The sequence below is a fragment of the Dyadobacter flavalbus genome (assembly GCF_006149045.1).
Lineage (GTDB): Bacteria > Bacteroidota > Bacteroidia > Cytophagales > Spirosomataceae > Dyadobacter > Dyadobacter flavalbus.
The window spans coordinates 88,353-109,409 of sequence record NZ_VBSN01000069.1 but is presented as its reverse complement, the minus strand read 5'-3'; the positions used below and the strand labels follow the sequence as shown (position 1 = coordinate 109,409).

The window sequence follows — 21,057 nt, the reverse complement described above, 5'->3', positions numbered from 1 at the left end:
TGGTTCCTGTAACGGGAACCATTTTTTTCTTAAGAAGGTAAATCATTGTAACGGCCGTTAAAAAGATCAGGAAATTGCGGGTAACGGCAATGCTGGCCCGAAGCTGTTCCTGCTATTTGCCGCTTTTATTTTACACTTACAAATCATCCGTTGTGCCTGAATTTACCGACCAACTGACTCCGAGAGAACTCGGGTTTTCATTTCCAGCCGAATGGTTTCCGCATCGTGCCACCTGGCTTACATTTCCGCATAATGATTCTTCCTGGCAAGGCGACAGGCTCGCCAGGATGCGCCCGCAGTATCTTGCATTTATAAAAGCAATCAGCCAAGGCGAAAATGTCGGAATCATTGCGAATGACGAAAATCTGAAAAACTATATTATTGAAGAGCTGGACAAAACAGCCGTTGACCTTTCCAGAATTGAATTTATTGTAAAACCGACGAACGACGCCTGGTGCCGCGATCACGGGCCTGCTTTTCTGATCAATAAGGAAACGTCGGAAAAAATGATCGTTAACTGGGGCCATAATGCGTGGGGCGGCAAATATCCTCCTTATGACGACGACAACCGCACACCGGAAGCCGTAGCAAAATACCTGAACATTCCGGTTGTGAATCCGGGCATTATCATGGAAGGCGGCGCAGTGGAATTCAACGGTGCCGGAAGCTTGCTGACAAGCAAATCCTGCCTGCTGAACCTGAACCGCAACCCGCACCTGAATCAGAGCCAGATTGAAGAAAAACTGAGTGCATATTACGGTATTGAGCAGGTTCTGTGGGTAGAAGGCGGCATCGTCGGTGACGACACCGACGGGCATATCGACGACACAACGCGTTTTATCAATGAAGATACCGTTGTAGCATGCGTGGAAAATGACAGGAATGATGAAAATTACGATATTCTTCATACCAATCTTGAAATGCTGAAAAGAATGCGGCTTGTAAATGGCAAGCAATTGAATATCGTGGAAATCCCGATGCCGAAAGCCGTTGTCATTGACGATTTCCGTACGCCGGGTTCTTATGCCAATTTCCTGATCTGCAATGCGGGCGTGATCGTTCCTGTTTTTAATAATCCGAATGATCAGACTGCCATTGACATTCTGGAAAAAGCATTTCCAGACCGTAAAATTATCCCGTTGGAAGCAACTGAAATCATCTGGGGACAAGGAAGTTTCCATTGCCTCAGCCAGCAGGAACCGCTGATATAAAAAATTCCTCAGACGACAGTTTCTGCGCTGTCCAGTCTGAGGAATGCAGTTTTAAAAGTATAGTTTAAGGCTGCTTTTTACTGATAAAAATTTCTTCCAGCACATATTGCCTTGTATCCGAACTGCCGTCTTCAAATCGGAAACCGATCGCCGGCCGGGACGGATTGGCATAGGACAATATGTTTTCCACCAGGACCGGAATGTCATTGACCAGAATATTTCCGCCCGACTTTAAAACAGACAAATTGTACTTGCCGTTATTCAGGTTCAGTGTGAAAATGATGGTATGCGGCATACCCGGCGGAATGTTCCCGACCATTTCCTCATTGGAAGGAAAGCTGCGCACGACAATTACATCGCCATTTGGATTGATCATCATTCTTGCAAACAGATTGGCAACGCCGTCTGAAACATCAATCGTCAGCCTTCCGCCCGTTCCGGAATGCGTAGCCGTAAAATAAAACCACAGCGGCTGCGTAAGATTTGTTGAAATTCCCTTGAATCCGAGCCATTGATTATGCGCAGTAAGGCCCGAAGCTGAAACCTGGCTGAAACGCAATGCCTTCTGACCGGCACTTGCAGAATTGACGATCCGGATTCGGGGCTGAAGTTCGGTAACATAGGTTATTTCGTCGCCGGCAGGATCACCGGGAATGTTGTGTGCGGGCAAGGTTTCAGCCGTATAGCTTTCAAATTTGGACGAAAGAATGGCCGTTGTAGTGCATGAAACTGCGGAAAGGCAGACCATAAGCAGAAGTAGACAGTTGGAAAGTAATTTCATGGCATATGAGCGTTTGATTGTTTATCAAATCTATCATTATAAGCCACTGTATTTCAGCGTATAAATACCTGCTTTATTATTCGGTTCCGGCAATGGATCCAGCTAACGCCCCGCAAGTGTTTTCCAGTCTTCCGGCTCGTGAAGGAATACATTGTAATCCACAAAACCATGAATTCCGTCGGCCCAGCCTTTTTCGCTATGCTGCCAGAACAAAACCTGCGAATCGGTTGCGAGGTCATTGACATGCGTGCGTGAATAGCCGGCCAGCCAGAGCGGGTAATCGTCAAAATTGCCGGCTATGTATTTTTTGTAAAAATGTTCGTTTACATAAATCACCGGCCGCATTCCGTAATGTTTTTCAATTTGTTCCAGCCAGTTCCGAACGCCGCGAATGATGATATCGTCCGGCTTGTGCGCATGCGTTTCCAGATCCAGAACAGGCGGCAGGTCGCCGGGTTCCATTCTCACCTGACCGATGAAGTTCTGCACCTGGCGGCCGGACATCACCCTCGGATTGTAAAAATGATAGGCGCCGCGCCTCATCCCTACCCTTTTTGCTTCACGCCAGTTTCTTTGAAACTGCCTGTCGAGATGCGTGGCGCCTTCGGTGGCTTTGATATAGACAAAATCAATTCTGACGTTTCCTGAATGCGTATTTTTTAGTTTGTCCCAGTTGATTTTTGCGTTGTGATGCGAAACATCAATTCCGTGAATGGCATATCGTAACGGCAGCTTGATGCCGAATTTACTGACAAATTCCCACTGGTTTTCATCCTTTCTGTCGAGCCACCAGACCAGCCCGCCAATCAGTAAAACAATTGCTGCAATAATTGCCCAGCCTTTTGCAGGAAGCGGTCTTATATATTCCGGGTCATCCGCAGGAATTTGCACTTTCTTCTTTGCCATATGTGCAAAAGTACAAAAGATCGGCAACGGAAATCAGGATCGTTCAAGATTGTGACGGGCTTGCGGCCGTTCATTTTACCAGTTTGCCGCTCATGTACTTTGTATTACATAGTACCTGTTATAGCCCTTACCTTTGTCATGTTCATTCAGAACAACATTAGCCAACTTAAAAATATACAGCCATGAAAAATTCACTTAAAACAATCGCATTAGCCGTAGCATTTTCTGCCACTTTCGCTTTTAGTTCTTTTGCATCAGACAAAGAGGCCAAAAAGACAAGCAGCTTCGGAACCAGTATTTACGCTTCAAGAAGCGGCAAAATTCAGGTTTGTGTGGACAAATTTACCGCCGGCAAAACCGTTATTGTCCTGACAGACCAGCGTGGAAATACGATGTATAAAGAAATCATTGGCAAGAATATGGACAAATACAGAAAATCACTGGACGTAAGCGAATTGCCCGATGGAAATTACCATATTGAAGTTTATGGCAACGGTGAAAAACACTCCCACCATTTTGAACTGAGCGAAAAACCTGCCGAAAGAAAAATCAGTTTTGAATAACCGAACGGTTGCGCAGCATAAAAAAAGGTGACGTTGCCAATCGGCAGCGCCACCTTTTAACTTATAAATACAGCAGGATCAGATCACTACATTCACGATACGCTTCGGCACGATTATGACTTTCTTAGGCTTGTTGCCTTCCATCCATTTCTGAACGGTTTCATTGGCAAGTACCTCTTTTTCAATATCAGAAGCCGGTGTATCCAGCGCAAAAGGAAGTGAAATCCGGACTTTCCCGTTGATCTGGATCGGATATTCAAAAACGGCATCAATCATGAACTTCTGTTCCCACTTTGGAAAACTTGCCTTTGTAAGCGTTCCTGCTTCGTTGCCCAGCAAAGCCCACAATTCCTCGGTAATATGTGGCACGTAAGGCGAAAGCAGCACAACAAGTTCCTGCAGAATTTCCCTGCTCTGGCATTTGAGGCTTCCCAGTTCGTTTACACAAACCATAAATGTACTTACCGCCGTATTGAACGAGAAATTCTCGGTATCCTCTTCAATTTTCTTGATGGTCTTGTGCAGGATTTTAAGTTCTTCCGGCTTCGCCGCTACGTCTTTCACCATCCATTGTCCGGCATCGTTGTAAAAAAGCCGCCAGAATTTCCGGATAAATCGGAATGTTCCGTCGATACCGTTTGTGTTCCACGGCTTTGCCTGTTCAAGCGGTCCCAAAAACATTTCGTACAAGCGCAAGGTGTCCGCGCCGTAGCGTTCCACAATGTCATCCGGGTTGACTACATTGAACTTGGATTTTGACATTTTCTCAATCTCCACACCACAGTGATACTTTCCGTCTTCCAGAATGAATTCCGCAGCTTCGCCTGCAATATCCTGACGTGTTTTCCGGAATTTTTCAACATCCAGCACGTCATTTTCTACAATATTTACATCCACATGGAGGGCAGAAACCTCATATTGCGATCTTAAACCGGCACTTACAAAAACAGGTTTGCTGTAATCCTCACTTTTAATCCTGTAAACAAAGTTGCTCCTTCCCTGGATCATTCCCTGATTGATCAGCTTTTTGAACGGCTCCTCCTCCGGAACAAATCCTCTGTCTTTCAGAAACTTGTTCCAGAAACGGCTGTAAAGCAAATGTCCCGTTGCATGCTCTGTTCCGCCAATATACAAATCCACATCCCGCCAGTAATGGATCGCATCTTTAGAAGCAAATTCCTCCTGATTTTTCGGGTCCACGTAACGGTACCAGTACCAGCTGCTTCCCGCCCATCCCGGCATTGTACTCAGTTCGTAATAATTCCCGGAACCATGCGACCAGTCCTGTGCACGTCCCAATGGCGGCTCTCCGTTTTCAGTCGGCAGATATTTGTCAACTTCCGGCAGGTTCAGAGGAAGTTCGTTTTCTTCCAGCAAATACGGCAGCGGGTTTCCTGAAGAATCATTTTTGTAAAAAACCGGAACCGGCTCGCCCCAGTAACGCTGACGGCTGAAAACAGCATCTCTCAGACGGTAGTTGACTTTTCCTTTTCCAATGCCTTTTTCTTCAAGGTAACTGATCAGAACTTTATTGGCTTCGTGAAAAGTAAGTCCGTTGATCATTCCTGAATTGATGTAATGCCCTTCTTTCGTAGCATCCGCCTGCGTTTCAATGCCTTTCTGCGCATCCAGAATCTGAACAATGGATAACCCGAAATGCGTGGCAAAATTCCAGTCGCGCTGGTCGCCGGAAGGAACGCCCATGACCGCGCCGGTTCCGTAACCTGCCAAAACGTAATCCGCAATGTATACCGGCAATTTTTCACCATCAAAAGGATTGATCGCATAGGCACCCGTAAAAGCACCTGAAACCGTTTTAACATCCGTCATCCGGTCACGTTCGGATTTCTTCTGCGTAGAAGCAATGTATGCATCAATTTCTCCGCGCTGTTCCGGCGTTGTAATAGCATCCACCAGTTCATGCTCCGGCGCAAGCACAATAAATGTAACACCATAAATCGTATCCACACGAGTCGTAAAAACTTCAATAACGCGTGAATCCGAAGAAGTTGAATCCAGAGAATCATCGTCCCTTTCTTCCTTTTCTCCTTTAATCCCTTCTCCCGAAACCTCAAACTTCACCAAAGCCCCGACAGACCGCCCGATCCAGTTGCGCTGCTGTTCTTTCAGCGATTCCGTCCAGTCAATGGAATCCAGTCCGTCCAGCAAACGCTGTGCATAAGCTGTAATGCGCATCATCCATTGCCGCATCAGCTTCTGTATGACCGGAAAACCGCCTCGTTCCGAAACACCATCTTTTACTTCGTCATTTGAAAGCACGGAACCCAGTCCCGGGCACCAGTTTACGGTTGCATCCGCAACATATGTAAGCCGGTATTTAAGCGTCATTTTATACTGGTCTTCTTCCGTCCAGGCATTCCATTCTTCTGCCGAGAAAGCAGGCGTATCTTCATCGCAAGGCGCATTAACCTTTGTATTTCCGCTTTCCTTAAAAATCGAAATTAACGTTTCGATGGGTTCCGCACGCTGTGTTTCATTGTTATACCAGCTTTTGAAAAGCTCCATGAAAATCCACTGCGTCCATTTGTAATAACCCGGATCAGACGTGCGCACTTCCCGGTTCCAGTCGTAGCTGAAACCCAGGTTTTTCATCTGTTCGATATAACGGGATATATTCTGCTCGGTGGTAATGGCCGGATGCTGTCCGGTCTGGATGGCATATTGTTCAGCAGGAAGCCCGAAGCTGTCAAAACCCATCGGATGGAGCACATTGAACCCTTTCTGTCTTTTGTAACGGGAATAAATATCCGATGCAATGTAGCCCAGCGGATGGCCCACGTGCAAACCTGCGCCGGATGGATACGGAAACATATCCAGAACGTAATATTTAGGACGATCAGACTGGTTTTCAACGCTGAATGTTCCCTGGCTCTCCCAGTAAGCCTGCCATTTTTTTTCTATTTCCCGATGACTGTATTCACTCATATATTTAACATTTATCCCTGTTCCTGAACGGCCCCGCCATGAATCCCGTCTTCATTCAAATTGCTTCGGAAGAAAACAAGGGCTGCTGCCTGTTTGTAAAAGCGACCGCAAAATTAGCTTTTTTGATCATATTCAGGCATTTCCGGCTCAATTCATTTTCTCCTGCGGGCATAATCCGGCTTTGTAGAAACAAATGCACAGTTTCCTTTATTTAAAGGTACTATATAACGGGCACAGGTTTTTAGCATGTTGCTAAAGTACAATTCATTTAAATTATTACTACTATGAAAAACATTATGATTGCGCTATGCGCCATGCTGATCAGCTATACTGCATCTGCACAGTATGATCCGGCTTTCAGATTTGGCATCAAAGCGGGTGCAAACTTGTCGAACATCAACGGCAGCAACGATTTATCCCTTTCACAAACCAGCACGGCATTCAACTTTAAAGATAACGACAATCGCTCTCTGGGCTTCGTAGGCGGTGTTTATTTCCGTTATGGCAAGAAATTCTATATTCAGCCCGAATTCCTGCTTTCCCAGAAAGGCGGTCAGTTCAATGTGTTTGAAAATGGTGTTCAGAACTCAGACGGAAAGGTTGATGTACGTTTCTCCAACTTCGATGTACCGGTTATGTTTGGTGTTCGCCTTGTCAGATTCCTTCGTATCAATGTTGGTCCGGTGGCTTCCCTGAGATTGTCAAGCAATGGGAAAATCGGTGATTCTTTTAACGACATAACTGGAGATAATGCAAATGCCGAGTTCAGAAACAGGGTTGCATACGGTTATCAGGCAGGTGTTGGCGTTGATTTTGGAAGGCTGAGTGTAGATGTCCGCTATGAAGGAAACTTTACAGATGTAGCTAAAATCAATTTTGACAATGCCACTACAGCTTCTCAGTTTGGCAAGAAAAGCAATTTGTTCCAGGCTACGCTTGGGTATGCCATTTTCTGATAAAGCATTGCTGAAAGCTGAAAAGCGGAATCGGTCATGGACGGATTCCGCTTTTTGTTTTGAAATGAATTCTGTGAATATGGCGCGTATTTCTAATTTTGTAATTCCTGTTTAAATTTCCTGTAAGCATTTTCGTTGCCGTTCAGGTCATTACCTTTTTATACCGTGGCAATAAACACCGATAATGTAAGACTGGTTTTCGGATTGAAGCTCAAACAGCTCCGGCTCGACAAGGGAATGTCACTCAGTGAGCTTTCCCAGAAGTCCGGACTGTCGATTTCCTATATCAATGAAATTGAAAAAGGGAAAAAATATCCGAAATCCGACAAGATTATTGCGCTGGCAAATGCAATGGACGTTGATTATGACATGCTTGTTTCCCTGAAACTCAGCAAAAGGCTCGAACCGATTTCAGATCTGCTGAGCTCCAACGTCCTGACCGAACTTCCGCTCGAACTTTTCGGCATTGATCCTGCAAACCTGCTGGAAATACTTTCGGATGCGCCTACCAAAATCAGTGCATTTGTGGGAACGCTGATCGAAATTGCCCGGAACTACAATATGTCGATCGAGAAATTCTATTTCTCTGCACTGCGCACTTATCAGGAAATGCATGACAATTATTTTGAGGACATCGAGCAGGAAGCAGAACACTTTCTGGAAAGCCACGGCGTTGAACCGGAAAAGCTTCTGGACGAAAATTACCTTGCCGAAATCCTTACAAACCGGTACAATTATGTCATTGAAAACATCAATGAAAGGATTAATCCCGAATTTGCCAGTGTCCGTTCGCTGACGATAACCGGCGTGAACAGCAACCGCCTGCTCATGAACATGCATCTGACTTCCGTTCAGCGGGCATTCATATTCGGAAGGGAAATCGGTTATATCGTTTTGAATTTAAAAAACCGACTGCATACGACCGCGCTCGTGGAAGCCGAGTCTTTTGAACAATTGCTGAGCAATTTCAAGGCATCTTACTTTTCCAGCGCCATTATTATCAAAAGAAACCTGCTTGTTCCGGCTATTGCAGAAGTATTTCAGCAGCAAACATGGCAGCCGGAAAAGTTTATCGGACTTATCCATCAGTTCAATACGACGCCTGAGTCGTTCTGTTACAGATTGAGCAATATTCTGCCTCGCTATTTTGGTATAAACCAGATCTTTTTTTCCCGCTTTAACAACTTCGTAGGCCAGAATATTTTTGATATGACCAAGGAAATGCACATTTCCAGAAAGCATTACCCGCACACGGTCAAAGATGAGCACTACTGCCGCCGCTGGGTCGCACTGACCATTCTTAATGATCTCGGTGATAAAATCCAGAATAAAGAAACTCCGCGCATTCTCTGTAAAGCGCAGAAATCCACATACATCGACACGCGTGACGAATATCTGGTTATCAGTTTTGCGCAGGTCATGTCACCGACTCCAAACCTGAACGTAAGCGTTTCGATGGGAATTTACCTGGATGAACAAACGCGTGAAAAGCTGGCATTTCTGAACGACCCGAACCTGGTTGCCAGGGAAGTAAACCAGACCTGCGAACGCTGTTCATTGTTCGACTGCAAGGAACGCATCGCAGCGCCCGTCATTCTCCAGAAAAAGCATAAAAACGAAGAACTGAGAAAGGCTTTGAAAAGAATGATCAATTGAATTTTCCAATGAGGATTTTACAGCTTTAATCCGGATCTTGATCCTGTATTTTACAACTATTCCTGAAATCCGGATAAGAGAAAAAACATTGAAATTTCATATCTTTGCAGCATTAAAGGATAAATCCCTTTCAATATGCAATATACACTTCAACTTACGCTGGCGCCGGAAATAGCGCTGGACGATGACAATTTACGTCAGCATATTACAAAAAAACTAAGGCTTCGCCCGGAAGAACAGCCTGTGATCCGCAAAGTGCGCCAGTCTATTGACGCCCGGAGCAGACAGGTAAAAGTCAATGTTCAGGCGGAGGTTTATGTCAATGAGATCCCGCCGTCTTTAATCCCGCAACTGAATTACCCGGATGTAAGCAACCGGCCGCAAGCCATTATTATCGGATGCGGGCCTGCGGGTATGTTTGCCGCATTGCGGCTGATTGAACTGGGTGTAAAACCGGTTCTTTTTGAAAGAGGAAAAGACGTGCGCGCCCGCCGCCGCGACCTGGCCGCCATCAACAAGGAACATGTTGTAAATTCAGAATCCAACTATTGCTTCGGAGAAGGCGGTGCCGGAACTTACTCGGACGGAAAACTTTACACGCGCTCCAATAAACGCGGCGACATCCGCAGAGTGCTTGAAATTTTTGTGGGGCACGGGGCCAATGAACAAATCCTTGTTGACACGCATCCGCACATCGGCACCAATAAACTGCCGCTTGTCGTTTCGGAAATGCGCGAAAGTATTTTGAAAGCAGGCGGTGAAATCCATTTTGACACGAAAGTAACGGACCTGATTATTGAGCAGAACAGCATCAAAGGCATTGTAACGGATTCAAGTCAGGAACATACGGGCATTGGCGTAATCCTGGCAACCGGGCATTCCGCGCGTGATATTTATGAAATGCTCCATGCCAAAAATATCCTGATTGAAAGCAAGTCGTTTGCAATGGGCGTCCGCATTGAACATCCGCAGCGCGTTATTGACAAGATTCAGTATCACTGCGAAACAGACCGCGGGCCATATCTTCCGGCAGCGTCGTACAGCCTTGTGACCCAAACCCGCTACAAAGGTGTGCAGCGCGGCGTGTTTTCTTTTTGCATGTGCCCGGGCGGATTTATCGTACCGGCTGCTACGGCTTCGGGCGAAGTGGTCGTAAACGGCATGTCGCCTTCGAGGCGGGATTCGCCTTTTGCCAATTCCGGAATTGTAGTTTCCATTGAAGACGAGGATCTTTTGCCGTATCGTGAATTCGGTCCGCTGGCGGGTCTGCAGTTTCAGAAAGAACTGGAACAAACTGCATGTACGGCTGCCGGCGCAACACAAACTGCCCCTGCGCAGCTTGCCACCGATTTTATCCGGGGAAGAGTTTCTTCGGAGCTGAGAGAAACGTCGTATCAGCTGGGCCTGCATGCCGTTGACCTGCGCGATGTACTTCCGCCGAATATTGCATTTCCGTTAAAAGACGCACTTTCAGATTTCGGACAAAAAATGAAAGGCTATATTTCTCCGCAGGCACAACTGATCGGTGTTGAAAGCAGAACTTCTTCACCCGTACGGATTCCGAGGGAACGCGACAGCTGTGAACACCCTGAAATAAAAGGATTGTTTCCGTGCGGAGAAGGCGCAGGCTATGCCGGCGGGATTATGTCGGCTGCCATGGACGGAGAACGATGCGCGGAACAACTGGTTAAATTGTATGCAAATACGCAGCAATAAATACTTATTATATCTTTTATCGTTATTATTATATTTGCGTAAACAGGTTTTCAGGCTAATATGCCAAAACCTGGAATTTATACCAAAGCTAATAACGGATACATATTCAACGGAAAGCCTCTATGGCCACATTAGGATCTTTTTCCTTATTTACTTCTCAACTTACCAAAAAACTGAAATATCCGCTTCCCGGTGAGTCAGCGCACCGGATCATGCAGGCATCAAGCAAACTCAGGCTGTACTTCAAACCCAATGCACGGACCAGAAAAAGCGCTGTTCTGGTTTTATTTTATCCGCACAAGGATGAAATTTATTTTCCGCTGATACTGCGTCCGGCTTATGACGGCGTTCATTCCGGGCAGGTTGCGTTTCCCGGCGGGCGTTACGAGCCCACAGATGAAGATCTGATGCGCACTGCCTTGCGCGAAGCGCAGGAAGAAATCGGGCTCCGGCTTACGGACGTGAAAGTACTTGGCATCCTGACCGAGCTTTTTATTCCTGCCAGTAATTTTTATGTTTTGCCGGTGATTGCGACCATGCCTTACCGGCCGGATTTTTATCCTGACCCGCGCGAAGTGGAAGATATTTTCGAGATAAAACTGGAAGAAATTTCCGACGTCAATATCATTGGTTCCAGCGATATTCAGATCCGCGGCGAACAGGTTCATGCTCCGCATTATATGGTGCAGGGTTATAAAATTTGGGGTGCAACCGCCATGATGATCAGTGAGCTTCTTACCGTGCTCAATGCAGATATTAGTGACCCCGAAAACTAAGAAATATCGCATTTTTTTGCTATATTAGCAGGTAAATCAAAGGATTCTTACGGCAATCTTCACTCAGCTTCGTTCTATTGAATGTACCGGTTCTGCAGTGAAAGCCGGTAAGGAAAATTTGTCTTATTTCATTTTTTACTGAATACTTAAAACCTGGTTCCTCCTTTATTTATGGACGAAAACGGAACTACGCCTGACGTAGAAGATAGTGGATTACACGATAAATTGCCCATTTCGGGTTTATATGAAAGTTGGTTTCTTGATTATGCATCCTATGTAATTCTGGAACGCGCCGTCCCTGCAGTGGAAGACGGCCTTAAACCCGTTCAGCGGCGGATCATGCATGCGCTGAATGAAATGGACGACGGACGGTTCAACAAAGTAGCCAATGTGGTCGGCTCGTCGATGCAGTATCACCCGCACGGCGATGCTTCCATTTACGATGCGATTGTAAACATCGGCCAGAAAGAACTGCTTTTTGACACGCAGGGAAACTGGGGCGATATCCGCACGGGCGACAGTGCGGCTGCGGCACGTTACATTGAAGTACGGCTTTCGCGTTTTGCAAAGGAAATTGTTTTCAACGATGACACGACCGAATGGCAGTTGTCGTACGACGGTCGCAAGCGCGAGCCGGTAACGCTTCCTGTAAAATTCCCTTTGCTGCTTTCACTCGGCGTGGAAGGGATTGCAGTCGGTCTGTCGACGAAGATCATGCCGCATAACTTCTGTGAGCTGATCGAAGCTTCCATTGCCGTACTGCAGGGAAAAGATGCAACGATTTATCCCGATTTCCTTACCGGCGGACAAATCGACATTTCCAATTACAATGACGGGCAGCGCGGAGGAAAAGTACGCGTACGCGCAAGGATTGAGGAAGAAGACAAAAAGATGCTGGTGATCCGCGACATTCCGTTCGGAACCACAACGACATCTTTAATCGATTCCATTGTAAAAGCCAATGACGCCGGTAAAATCAAGATCAAGAAGGTTGTGGACAATACGGCCGCCGAGGTGGAAATTCAGGTACATCTTGCGCCGGGCGTTTCACCGGACATTACGATGGACGCTTTATACGCCTTTACGGAATGTGAAGTTTCCATTTCTCCCAATGCCTGTATTATCATTGCCGACAAGCCGCATTTCGTAGGCGTAACGGATATTCTGAAATACAACACGCATCAGACCGTCCATTTGCTGCAGCGTGAGCTCGAAATCAAAAGGCTGGCTTTGCTGGAAAAAATCCTTTACGGTTCGCTTGAAAAGATATTCATAGAAAAACGCATTTACCGCAACATTGAAGAATGCGAAACTTTTGAAGCGGTTATCCAAACCATTGACAAAGGACTAAAACCCTATAAAAAACAGTTCTACCGGGAAATTACTGAAGACGATATTGTTTCGCTGACCGAGATCAGGATCAAGCGTATTTCAAAATACGACGGTTTCAAAGCGGATGAACTGATGCGTAAATGGCAGGAAGAACTTGCCGAAACGGAAGACAATCTGGCCCATATCACCCGGTTTGCAATCGATTACTTCAAGGATTTGCTTAAAAAGTACGGGAAAGGACGCCAGCGAAGAACGGAGATCCGGGCATTTAATCAGATTGCAGCCAATATTGTAGCGGCGAATAACCAGAAACTGTATGTCAACCGCGCAGAAGGATTTATTGGATACGGACTTAAAAAAGATGAATACGTAACGGATTGTTCGGATATTGACGATATTATTGTTTTCCGTGCAGACGGCAAATGCCTGGTTACCAAAATACAGGAAAAAGTGTTCGTCGGAAAAGATATTATTCATTGTGCCGTCTTCGTGAAAAACGATGAACGCATGGTTTATAACCTCGTTTACCTCGACGGGAAAAGCGGCATGTCTTATATCAAACGATGCCAGATCACAGCCGTTACCCGCGACCGGGAATATGATCTTACCCAAGGAACACCCAAGTCGAAGATCACGTATTTTACAGCCAATGAAAACGGGGAAGCCGAGATTATAACCGTTAACTTAACGGCGCAGAGCAAAGCGAAAGTAAAACAGTTCGACTTCAACTTTGCCGATCTGCTGATCAAGAACCGCAGTGCGATGGGAAATATCCTTACGCGTTATCCGGTCAGGAAGCTCACGCTCAAACAAGCCGGAAGGTCAACGCTCGGCGGTGTGGATATGTGGTTTGATCCGATTGTAGGAAGACTGAACCGGGACGAAAGAGGCGAATACCTCGGAAACTTCGACGCTGCGGACAGCATTCTGGTCATTTACAAGGACGGCACTTACGAGCTTACCAATTATGACCTTACAAACCATTACATGTCCAATGAAGTGCTGCTTGTGAAGAAGTTTGATCCGTTGCTTCCGATAACTGCTTTGTATTATGACGGCAGCCAGAAACAGCATTTTATCAAACGCTTTAACATTGAGACTTCATCGCGTGACAAGAAATTCCTGTTTATCAGCGATTCCAAAAACAGCAAATTGCTCCTGGCAAGCACAGACAAACGTCCGCAGCTTCGGATTGTCCTGGCCAAAACGGCACAAAGGGAACAAACGCATGAAGAATACAACGTGGAAGAACTGGTGGATATCCGCGGCTGGCGCGCCATGGGATTCAAGTTGCCTACGGAAAAGTTCAAGGAAGTAAGCTGGCTTCCTTCCCTGCCCGATCCGGTGGAAGAAGCAACGGAATCAGCGGAAGAAGAAGTACTTGCAGAAAGTAACGCCGGCAACAACGCCGAAGAACCGGATGACGATGACAATGAAAACAGCACCAATGAAGAGCCCGGAGCTGTACAGGTTCCCGAAGTAGCTGAAACGGAGGTTCCTGCAGAAACGATAGCTGACATTTCAGCTGAACCCGAAGTTGTTGAAATGGCAGAAGAAGATCTCGATGGTGACGTTAAGGTTAAAAAGAAAACCAAAAAAGGAGCGCGTTCTCCTAAAAGTCAGCTTGGTTTGTTTTAGAAAGATTTCAGGGTTTTGAAATCTTTCTAAAACCCTGAAAAAAATTCTCAACAGAATACATCGGACTGTGCGTACAGATTTTTAGCTGTGAAATGATGTACAACAGGATGGAATTTTACAAAGAGTTGGTAGATTTAAAGTGTAACTTTAAGTATACAGGTGAAAAAATTTTTAAAAACCATATTGGTTCTGTTATTCGTCTGCATGGTTTTCATCTTGCTTTGTAACTTATGGGTCGTGTACTGTACGCGGCAGTACAATTACTTTTCTATAGATAATCTTCCTTCTAATGACGTTGCGCTGGTTTTGGGAACAAGCAGGAATTCGGAAAATGGAAAAGAAAACCTGTTCTTCAAGTATAGAATGGAAGCCACAGCAAGGCTTTTTAAAGAAGGGAAAATCAAATACATCATCCTGAGCGGAAACAACGATTCGCAATATTACAACGAACCGCTCGACATGCAGCGGGCATTGCTCAACCTCGGGATTCCTGAAAATGTGATGACGCTGGATTATGCCGGTTTCCGGACTTTTGATTCCGTGATCCGCTGCAAGGAAGTTTTTAATCAGGATGACTTTACGATTATTTCGCAGAACTTTCATAATGCAAGGGCACTTTACATTGCGCACAGCGAAGGCATCAATGCCATTTCATTTGCAGCTCAGGATGTACCCGACGGCTATTCGGTACGGACGCTGATACGTGAATACCTTGCACGGCCGAAAGCCGTTCTGGACGTTCATATCCTGCGGCCGCCTGCAGACGTTACTTCAAATAACGAGATCAGGAAAAAATGAAAAACCGGAATGGGAAAAAATACATTTTATACAGGCCAGTCCGGAATTTCAGCTCATTTGGTTTACTGCTGTGCATTGCTTTACTGCTGACAATTTGTTGTAAAAATGCCTTTTCCCAAACATCCTTTATCATAAAAGGACGGGTTACCGATGCCACGACGGGCGATCCCGTTCCGTTTGCAAACCTTGCCGTCAAAGCTTCCTCGTCCGGAACGACAACCAATTTTGACGGTTATTACCAGCTTGCCTACACGCCGCCTGCGGATTCCATTCTCATTACTTATGTTGGTTATGAAAGCAGAAGCAAGGCCATTGCACCGGACCTGCCGGAACAAACCATTGACATTCAGCTGGCGCCCGGTTCTTTGCAGCTTCGGGAAGTAAAAATTTTTGCAGGCGAAAATCCGGCATATGCCATCCTGAGAAAAATCATTGCTAACAAAAAGCAGAACAATTCCGACAACCTGAATGCGTACGAATACGAAAGCTATAACAAAATCCAGATTGATATAGACAACCTTTCCGACAGGTTCAGAAGCAGGAAATCGGTAAAGAAAATGACGCACATTGTGGATCAGTACGATCAGCTGAAAGGTGAAAACGGTGAAACGATCATTCCGATTTTTATTTCCGAGTCTGTTTCAAATGTTTATTACCGGAACAATCCAAAAAAGAAAAAAGAAGTCATCAACAAAACAAAGGTATCCGGCGTAGGACTGACTGACGGCAGCTTTGTTTCGCAACTGATCGGCTCGTCGTTTCAGCAATACAATTTTTACAACAACTGGCTGAATATTCTGGAAAAGGATTTTGTGTCTCCGGTGAGTGAAAACTGGAAGCTTTATTACGAATATTATCTTGCCGACAGCAGTTTCAACGGAAAAACTTATGATTATCAGATTGATTTTGAGCCTCGTCAACAGCAGGATCTGGCTTTTACCGGATCTTTCTGGGTGGACGGAAATTCGTTTGCACTGACTCAAATGGATGCAGCAACCGGCAGGAAAGCAAACCTGAATTTCATCGAAAAGATCAAGATTCAGCAATCCTATGAACTTTCGGAGGACGAAAAAAACTGGGTAACTTCCAAAACCCGCGTGCTGATCGATGTGGACGAACCGACAAAAAAAACAGCCGGCATGCTCTTGAAGTTTTATTCGGCCAATTCCGGCTTCAAAATCACTGCGGCGCGCGATGTAAAGTTTTATGACACTGCCGTTGAGCTTAAAGAAGATTACGATGAATATGATTCTACTTTCTGGCAGAAAAGCCGTCCTGAAACGCTGAGCCCGAGTGAACAGCTTTCATTTCAGCTTGTGGATTCGCTGAAAGTACTTCCGGTTGTAAAAACGTATTCTGAAATCCTGAATGTGCTTGTCAACGGGTACAAAAGGATTGACAAATGGAACATTGACATCGGGCCATATCTTTATCTTTATGCCTATAACGCAGTGGAAGGGCACCGATTTCGCATGGGCTTCAAGACCGATCCGGGTTTTAGCAAAAAGTGGATTTTCAGCGGTTACGGAGCCTATGGAACACGCGATCAGGCGTTCAAGTACGGTGCCGGACTGGACTACATTGTGGACCGCAAACCATGGACAATGGCCGGAATCGCTTATTCCAGAGACCTTGAACGGCTTGGTGTTTCAGCCGAAACCATTGGCCCGAATACGATTTTCGGTGCATTTTCCCGTTATGGCGCTTTTCGCCGGCCTTATTGGCAGGAAGATATTTCGGCTTACTTCAAGCGGGAAATGGTAAAAGGGCTTACCGCAAGCGTCCAGATCAGGCACCGTGATTTCCGGCCGTTGTTTCCTTTTGCTTACAGGACAAACCCTGTTGCCGGAAACGAATCGCCGTTAAAAAGTACATTTGATATAACCGAGATCAATCTGGAAGCAAGGCTGGCGGGCAAGGAAACATTTCTGCAGAATGACAATGAAAGGATCAGCATGGGAAACGGAAATGCGCCTGCTTTTACGCTGCGTTACACGCTAGGGATCAGGAATTTTCTGGGCGGCGATTTCAATTACAACAAATTATCGCTGAATATAAGACAGAGTTTTCGTGCCGGCGTAATCGGACGTACTTTCTATAATCTTACATTGGGTTATATCCCGACAACACTTCCTTATCCTTTGCTTTATACGCCGCTGGGGAATGAATCGTTTTTCTATGTCGACAATGCGTATAACCTCATGCGATACTTTGAATTTATCAGCGACCGCTACATTGCGCTGCGCATGGAGCATAATTTTGAGGGTCTTTTCTTAAACCGCATACCGGCCATACGCAGGCTTAAACTGAGAATGCTGGCAACCGGGAGAATATTTTACGGCGGCGTAAGTAACGCCAATCTTGCACTTACAACAACACTGGATGAATCGGGAAATGAAATACAGACTTTCAGCCGGCTGAAAGACAAGCCATATTTGGAACTTGGTTACGGTATTGACAACTTTTTCAAATCGGGACGGATTGACTTTATTCATCGGCTTACTTACCTCAGCAATCCTGACGTCACGCCGTTTGCAGTAAAGATTTCTTTCCGCTTTAATTTGTAACTAAACACATTTCAGATCTTTGGAAGAATAGGTCAGAAAAATATCTTGTCCGACTTCCATATCCATGCGGCTGCGGTAAAATGACAGTTTTTCAGTTTCATTCCCGCACCTTACTTCCCAGTAATTTCCGTGAAAGCGGATGTTTTCTACCCTGCCCTGCCATTTGCTTTTTTCCGGATGCTTTGTGAGTTTCAATTTTTCAGGCCGGATAAAACAGGCTTTACGGTCTTTCTGATCCGCCAGCCAATTGATATCTCCGGTCAGTTCAGCGACATAACTGTTCAGCGGATTGTTGTAAATTTCAGAAGGAGAGCCGGTCTGAACCATACGGCCATTTTTCAGAACCGCAATCCGGTCCGACCACGCAAGGGCATCCGCCGCTTCATGCGTCACGAAAATGCAGGCCATATGATGCCTTTTACGCATAATTTCAATGGCATTGGCAAGCACCCGGCGGTTATGGTTATCCAGATGAGCAAAGGGTTCATCCAGTAGAAGTACATCCGGCTGTTCTGCAATGGCACGCGCGATGGCCGTACGCTGTTTTTCTCCTCCGGACAGCAGTTTGGCTTTCTGATTTCTGACATTTTCCAGACCGGCCGTAGCAATCAGTTCCGAAACTTTGCCTTTCCGGTACTGCGCTTCATAAAACCGGAGCGAGTAAGCAATGTTTTCCTCGACGGTCTGATTGGGAAAAAGCTCAAATTCCTGATGAATAAGCCGGATGGAAGGATGCCCGGGAATCAGTTCGCCGCTTACAGGTTTCAGCTCACTTTTCCTGAAAAAAACTTTTCCCTGCTCCGCATCCAGGAAACGTCCCATGATGCGGAGCAAAGTACTTTTTCCGGACCCGCTTTCGCCCAGAATGCCAAGCCATTCTCCGGCATGAAGTTCCAGGTCAATGCCAGAAAGCACCGGATTTCCGCCGAAACCTTTTGATACCGCCTCCGCCTTCAGAATGGATTTTTCAGCCATCATTATTCAGCCCACGTTATTTTGTTTTCAATAGGCGTACGGCGCGCAGGAGCTGCTGCGGCATCATGATAACCCATGAAGTACAATCCGAGGCATTTCTGGTTTTCGTTGATGTTCAGGAATTGTGAAAGCTCTTTCAGGATGCCCGGGCTGCTCCAGTACGAACCGATTCCGTAGGCAGTTGCCGTAAGCCACATATTCTGAACGGCGCATGCGACGGCAGCCACTTCTTCCCATTCGGGCAGCTTTTCCGGATGAAGTTCCGCACTGATCACAATCACGCAGCCCGATCTGAGCACTTTTTCACCTGCGGCTTCATATTTGGCCTGGGAAAAAGATTCGGGAGGCGTTATCGTACGGTATCTTTCCGAAAAAAAACTTGCGAGCCGTTTCAGGCTTTCCCCTTTGAACACGATGAAACGCCACGGTTCCGTCAATTTATGTGTCGGTGCGTAGTTGGCATTTTCAAGAATCGTTCTGATGATATCGTCCGGAATTTCTTTTTGTATATAGTTCTGAGGTTGAATACTGCGTCTGCTTCTGATTACATTATTTACCGCTTCAATAGTCTGCTCCATCTTGAATTTTGTTTTTACTGCTGTAATGTTTGAAAACAAAGCTAAGAATTATTGTTTCCAATTGTGATGATCACGCCTGCTGCGTATTAAAATACATAAATATTCAGGTCGTAAGATAATTTTACCAACATCCTGTGCAACTTTGCCACTGAACATTTTTTTTTGATCCGGGAAAAATGAAATAAACTAAATTCGGCCAGAGATTTTCACTTTCATCCAACTTATATCCTATGCTTGTTACGACTACTCCCAACATTGAAAGTAAAAAAATTGTCAAATACATTGGTTTGGTAAATGGTGAAGCCATTATCGGGGCAAATTTTGTCCGCGATTTTCTTGCCGGCATCCGCGATGTTGTGGGCGGCCGTTCCGGCGCTTACGAACAGGGACTTCGTGAAGCCAAAAGTATTGCAATCAGGGAAATGATGGACCAGGCGCAGCGGCTGGGTGCCAACGCCATCATCGGTGTGGACCTTGACTTCGAAACCATCGGCGGCAACGGCTCCATGCTGATGGTGAGTGCAAACGGAACCGCTGTCTGTTATGAATGATATTTTTCAGAAAACCTGCTTTGCAATCTGCGCTACGTTGTCCGACTTGCCCATCGTATAAAAATGCAGGACCGGAACGCCGTAATCCATTAATTCCTTGCACTGTTGGATTCCCCATTCAATCCCGACCTGACGAACTTCCTTGTCGGAAGCGCACTTTTCCACTTCACTGGCCAGTTCTGCGGGAAATTCCAGATGGAAAATCTGGGCAAGTACCGTCAGTTGTTTTTTGGTAGCAATGGGTTTCAGCCCCGGAATGATCGGAACCGTAATGCCTTCTGCCCGGCATCTTTCCACAAACTGAAAATACTTCTGATTGTCGAAAAACATCTGGGTTACGATGTAATTTGCGCCCAGCTCCACTTTCTTGCGGAGATGTTCGTAATCCATATCCATGCTGGCCGCATCAATATGTTTTTCAGGATATCCGGCCACGCCGATGCAGAAGTTCGTCGGTGACATTTCCGTTTCTGCATTCAGCAAAATGCCCTGGTTCATATTACTGACCTGCTTTACAAGTTCCGAGGCATACGTATGGCCGCCGGTTTTGGCCTTGAAAACGCCCGCAGACTTTTCAGGATCGCCGCGCAGCACAAGTACATTATCAATGCCGAGATAATGCAGGTCTATAAGTACGTCTTCGGTTTCATCTTTTGTAAACCCGCCGCAAATGACATGCGGAACCGCATCCACATGAAATCGTTCCATTAACCTTGCACAAATCCCGACTGTTCCCGGACGTTTGCGAATGGGAATTCTTTCGATCAGCCCGTTCGGCCCTACTCTGTCGATCAGTTCCTCGCGGTGATATGTAACGTCCACAAATGGAGGTTTGAATTCCATCAGCGGTTCAATGGAATTCAGCAACTCGTTAATATTCTGACCTTTTAAAGGAGGGATAATCTCGATGGAGAATAGTGTTTTGCCTGCGGCCTGTTCAATGAACTCTGTTACTTTGGTCATGTAGGGATTTGGTGTGTTCTAAAAGTATGCAAATGAACACGTTTTAACCATGCAAACCAATTGAAAGCACAAAAAAATGGCCTACCGCATTACAGTAGGCCATTCCACGTAAACCCTCCTCTATCAGTGTTCGTCAAAAATGTT

16 protein-coding genes are annotated in these 21,057 nt (G+C 45.8%); 10 read left to right on the top strand and 6 right to left on the bottom strand.

Annotated features, from left to right (window positions below):
* The first annotated feature begins 89 nt into the window (after positions 1-89).
* Positions 90-1,211 carry an agmatine deiminase family protein gene (locus FEM33_RS22340; protein ID WP_139014197.1) on the top strand — a complete coding sequence of 374 codons (1,122 nt, stop codon included), beginning with the start codon at positions 90-92 and terminating at the stop codon, positions 1,209-1,211.
* A 64-nt stretch (positions 1,212-1,275) separates the two neighbouring features.
* Here the strand turns inward: FEM33_RS22340 and FEM33_RS22335 are convergent, their stop codons facing one another.
* Both FEM33_RS22335 and FEM33_RS22330 read right to left on the bottom strand, forming a co-directional pair.
* Positions 1,276-1,992 (bottom strand): hypothetical protein, encoded by a 717-nt coding sequence (locus FEM33_RS22335; protein WP_139014196.1) that lies wholly within the window; start codon positions 1,990-1,992, stop codon positions 1,276-1,278.
* Between the two features lie 102 nt (positions 1,993-2,094).
* The gene (locus FEM33_RS22330; RefSeq protein ID WP_139014195.1) at positions 2,095-2,898 is read right to left on the bottom strand and encodes a glycoside hydrolase family 25 protein; all 804 of its coding nucleotides are present in this window, start codon (positions 2,896-2,898) and stop codon (positions 2,095-2,097) included.
* Positions 2,899-3,080: 182 nt separating this feature from the next.
* On the opposite strand from FEM33_RS22330, the gene FEM33_RS22325 reads away from it, so the two are divergent.
* The gene (locus FEM33_RS22325) at positions 3,081-3,461 is read left to right on the top strand and encodes a hypothetical protein (protein ID WP_139014194.1); all 381 of its coding nucleotides are present in this window, start codon (positions 3,081-3,083) and stop codon (positions 3,459-3,461) included.
* A 78-nt stretch (positions 3,462-3,539) separates the two neighbouring features.
* On the opposite strand, the gene leuS is transcribed toward FEM33_RS22325, so the two are convergent.
* A complete protein-coding gene (gene leuS / locus FEM33_RS22320; protein WP_139014193.1) occupies positions 3,540-6,407 on the bottom strand; it encodes a leucine--tRNA ligase in 2,868 nt (955 codons plus the stop codon).
* Between the two features lie 284 nt (positions 6,408-6,691).
* On the opposite strand from leuS, the gene FEM33_RS22315 reads away from it, so the two are divergent.
* The 7 genes from FEM33_RS22315 to FEM33_RS22285 all read left to right on the top strand — a co-directional run bounded on the left by FEM33_RS22315 (position 6,692) and on the right by FEM33_RS22285 (position 17,846).
* Positions 6,692-7,363: a porin family protein gene (locus FEM33_RS22315; RefSeq protein ID WP_139014192.1), complete on the top strand. Its 672-nt coding sequence runs from the start codon at positions 6,692-6,694 to the stop codon at positions 7,361-7,363.
* Between the two features lie 165 nt (positions 7,364-7,528).
* Complete coding sequence (locus tag FEM33_RS22310) at positions 7,529-9,019, top strand: helix-turn-helix domain-containing protein (protein ID WP_139014191.1); 1,491 nt, start codon at positions 7,529-7,531, stop codon at positions 9,017-9,019.
* 135 nt (positions 9,020-9,154) lie between these two features.
* Positions 9,155-10,735 carry an NAD(P)/FAD-dependent oxidoreductase gene (locus tag FEM33_RS22305; RefSeq protein ID WP_139014190.1) on the top strand — a complete coding sequence of 527 codons (1,581 nt, stop codon included), beginning with the start codon at positions 9,155-9,157 and terminating at the stop codon, positions 10,733-10,735.
* Between the two features lie 122 nt (positions 10,736-10,857).
* Positions 10,858-11,511 (top strand): NUDIX hydrolase, encoded by a 654-nt coding sequence (locus FEM33_RS22300; RefSeq protein ID WP_139014189.1) that lies wholly within the window; start codon positions 10,858-10,860, stop codon positions 11,509-11,511.
* Positions 11,512-11,682: 171 nt separating this feature from the next.
* Positions 11,683-14,481 carry a DNA gyrase/topoisomerase IV subunit A gene (locus FEM33_RS22295; RefSeq protein ID WP_139014188.1) on the top strand — a complete coding sequence of 933 codons (2,799 nt, stop codon included), beginning with the start codon at positions 11,683-11,685 and terminating at the stop codon, positions 14,479-14,481.
* A gap of 237 nt (positions 14,482-14,718) precedes the next feature.
* Positions 14,719-15,279 (top strand): SanA/YdcF family protein, encoded by a 561-nt coding sequence (locus FEM33_RS22290; protein WP_310588834.1) that lies wholly within the window; start codon positions 14,719-14,721, stop codon positions 15,277-15,279.
* Complete coding sequence (locus tag FEM33_RS22285; protein WP_139014187.1) at positions 15,276-17,846, top strand: DUF5686 and carboxypeptidase-like regulatory domain-containing protein; 2,571 nt, start codon at positions 15,276-15,278, stop codon at positions 17,844-17,846. The genes FEM33_RS22290 and FEM33_RS22285 overlap by 4 nt, the downstream gene beginning before the upstream one ends.
* On the opposite strand, the gene FEM33_RS22280 is transcribed toward FEM33_RS22285, so the two are convergent.
* Positions 17,847-18,824 carry an ABC transporter ATP-binding protein gene (locus FEM33_RS22280; protein ID WP_139014186.1) on the bottom strand — a complete coding sequence of 326 codons (978 nt, stop codon included), beginning with the start codon at positions 18,822-18,824 and terminating at the stop codon, positions 17,847-17,849.
* On the bottom strand, positions 18,824-19,399 hold the full coding sequence (locus FEM33_RS22275; RefSeq protein WP_139014185.1) for a nitroreductase family protein: 576 nt from the start codon (positions 19,397-19,399) through the stop codon (positions 18,824-18,826). Before FEM33_RS22275 ends, FEM33_RS22280 begins: the two co-directional genes overlap by 1 nt.
* Positions 19,400-19,629: 230 nt before the next feature.
* Between FEM33_RS22275 and FEM33_RS22270 the strand changes: the two genes are divergently transcribed.
* Positions 19,630-19,950: a heavy metal-binding domain-containing protein gene (locus FEM33_RS22270; protein WP_139014184.1), complete on the top strand. Its 321-nt coding sequence runs from the start codon at positions 19,630-19,632 to the stop codon at positions 19,948-19,950.
* 6 nt (positions 19,951-19,956) lie between these two features.
* Here FEM33_RS22270 and metF read toward each other — a convergent pair whose 3' ends face one another.
* Positions 19,957-20,913: a methylenetetrahydrofolate reductase [NAD(P)H] gene (metF, locus tag FEM33_RS22265; protein ID WP_139014183.1), complete on the bottom strand. Its 957-nt coding sequence runs from the start codon at positions 20,911-20,913 to the stop codon at positions 19,957-19,959.
* Positions 20,914-21,057 lie beyond the last annotated feature (144 nt).

Bases quoted from the DNA above. Each gene is read 5' to 3' on its own strand.
- FEM33_RS22270 (WP_139014184.1), top strand. From the start codon at position 19,630: ATGCTTGTTACGACTACTCCCAACATTGAAAGTAAAAAAATTGTCAAA.
- leuS (WP_139014193.1), bottom strand. From the start codon at position 6,407: ATGAGTGAATACAGTCATCGGGAAATAGAAAAAAAATGGCAGGCTTAC.
- metF (WP_139014183.1), bottom strand. From the start codon at position 20,913: ATGACCAAAGTAACAGAGTTCATTGAACAGGCCGCAGGCAAAACACTA.
- FEM33_RS22340 (WP_139014197.1), top strand. From the start codon at position 90: ATGCTGGCCCGAAGCTGTTCCTGCTATTTGCCGCTTTTATTTTACACT.
- FEM33_RS22295 (WP_139014188.1), top strand. From the start codon at position 11,683: ATGGACGAAAACGGAACTACGCCTGACGTAGAAGATAGTGGATTACAC.
- FEM33_RS22300 (WP_139014189.1), top strand. From the start codon at position 10,858: ATGGCCACATTAGGATCTTTTTCCTTATTTACTTCTCAACTTACCAAA.
- FEM33_RS22280 (WP_139014186.1), bottom strand. From the start codon at position 18,824: ATGATGGCTGAAAAATCCATTCTGAAGGCGGAGGCGGTATCAAAAGGT.
- FEM33_RS22325 (WP_139014194.1), top strand. From the start codon at position 3,081: ATGAAAAATTCACTTAAAACAATCGCATTAGCCGTAGCATTTTCTGCC.
- FEM33_RS22275 (WP_139014185.1), bottom strand. From the start codon at position 19,399: ATGGAGCAGACTATTGAAGCGGTAAATAATGTAATCAGAAGCAGACGC.
- FEM33_RS22330 (WP_139014195.1), bottom strand. From the start codon at position 2,898: ATGGCAAAGAAGAAAGTGCAAATTCCTGCGGATGACCCGGAATATATA.
- FEM33_RS22335 (WP_139014196.1), bottom strand. From the start codon at position 1,992: ATGAAATTACTTTCCAACTGTCTACTTCTGCTTATGGTCTGCCTTTCC.
- FEM33_RS22305 (WP_139014190.1), top strand. From the start codon at position 9,155: ATGCAATATACACTTCAACTTACGCTGGCGCCGGAAATAGCGCTGGAC.
- FEM33_RS22285 (WP_139014187.1), top strand. From the start codon at position 15,276: ATGAAAAACCGGAATGGGAAAAAATACATTTTATACAGGCCAGTCCGG.
- FEM33_RS22315 (WP_139014192.1), top strand. From the start codon at position 6,692: ATGAAAAACATTATGATTGCGCTATGCGCCATGCTGATCAGCTATACT.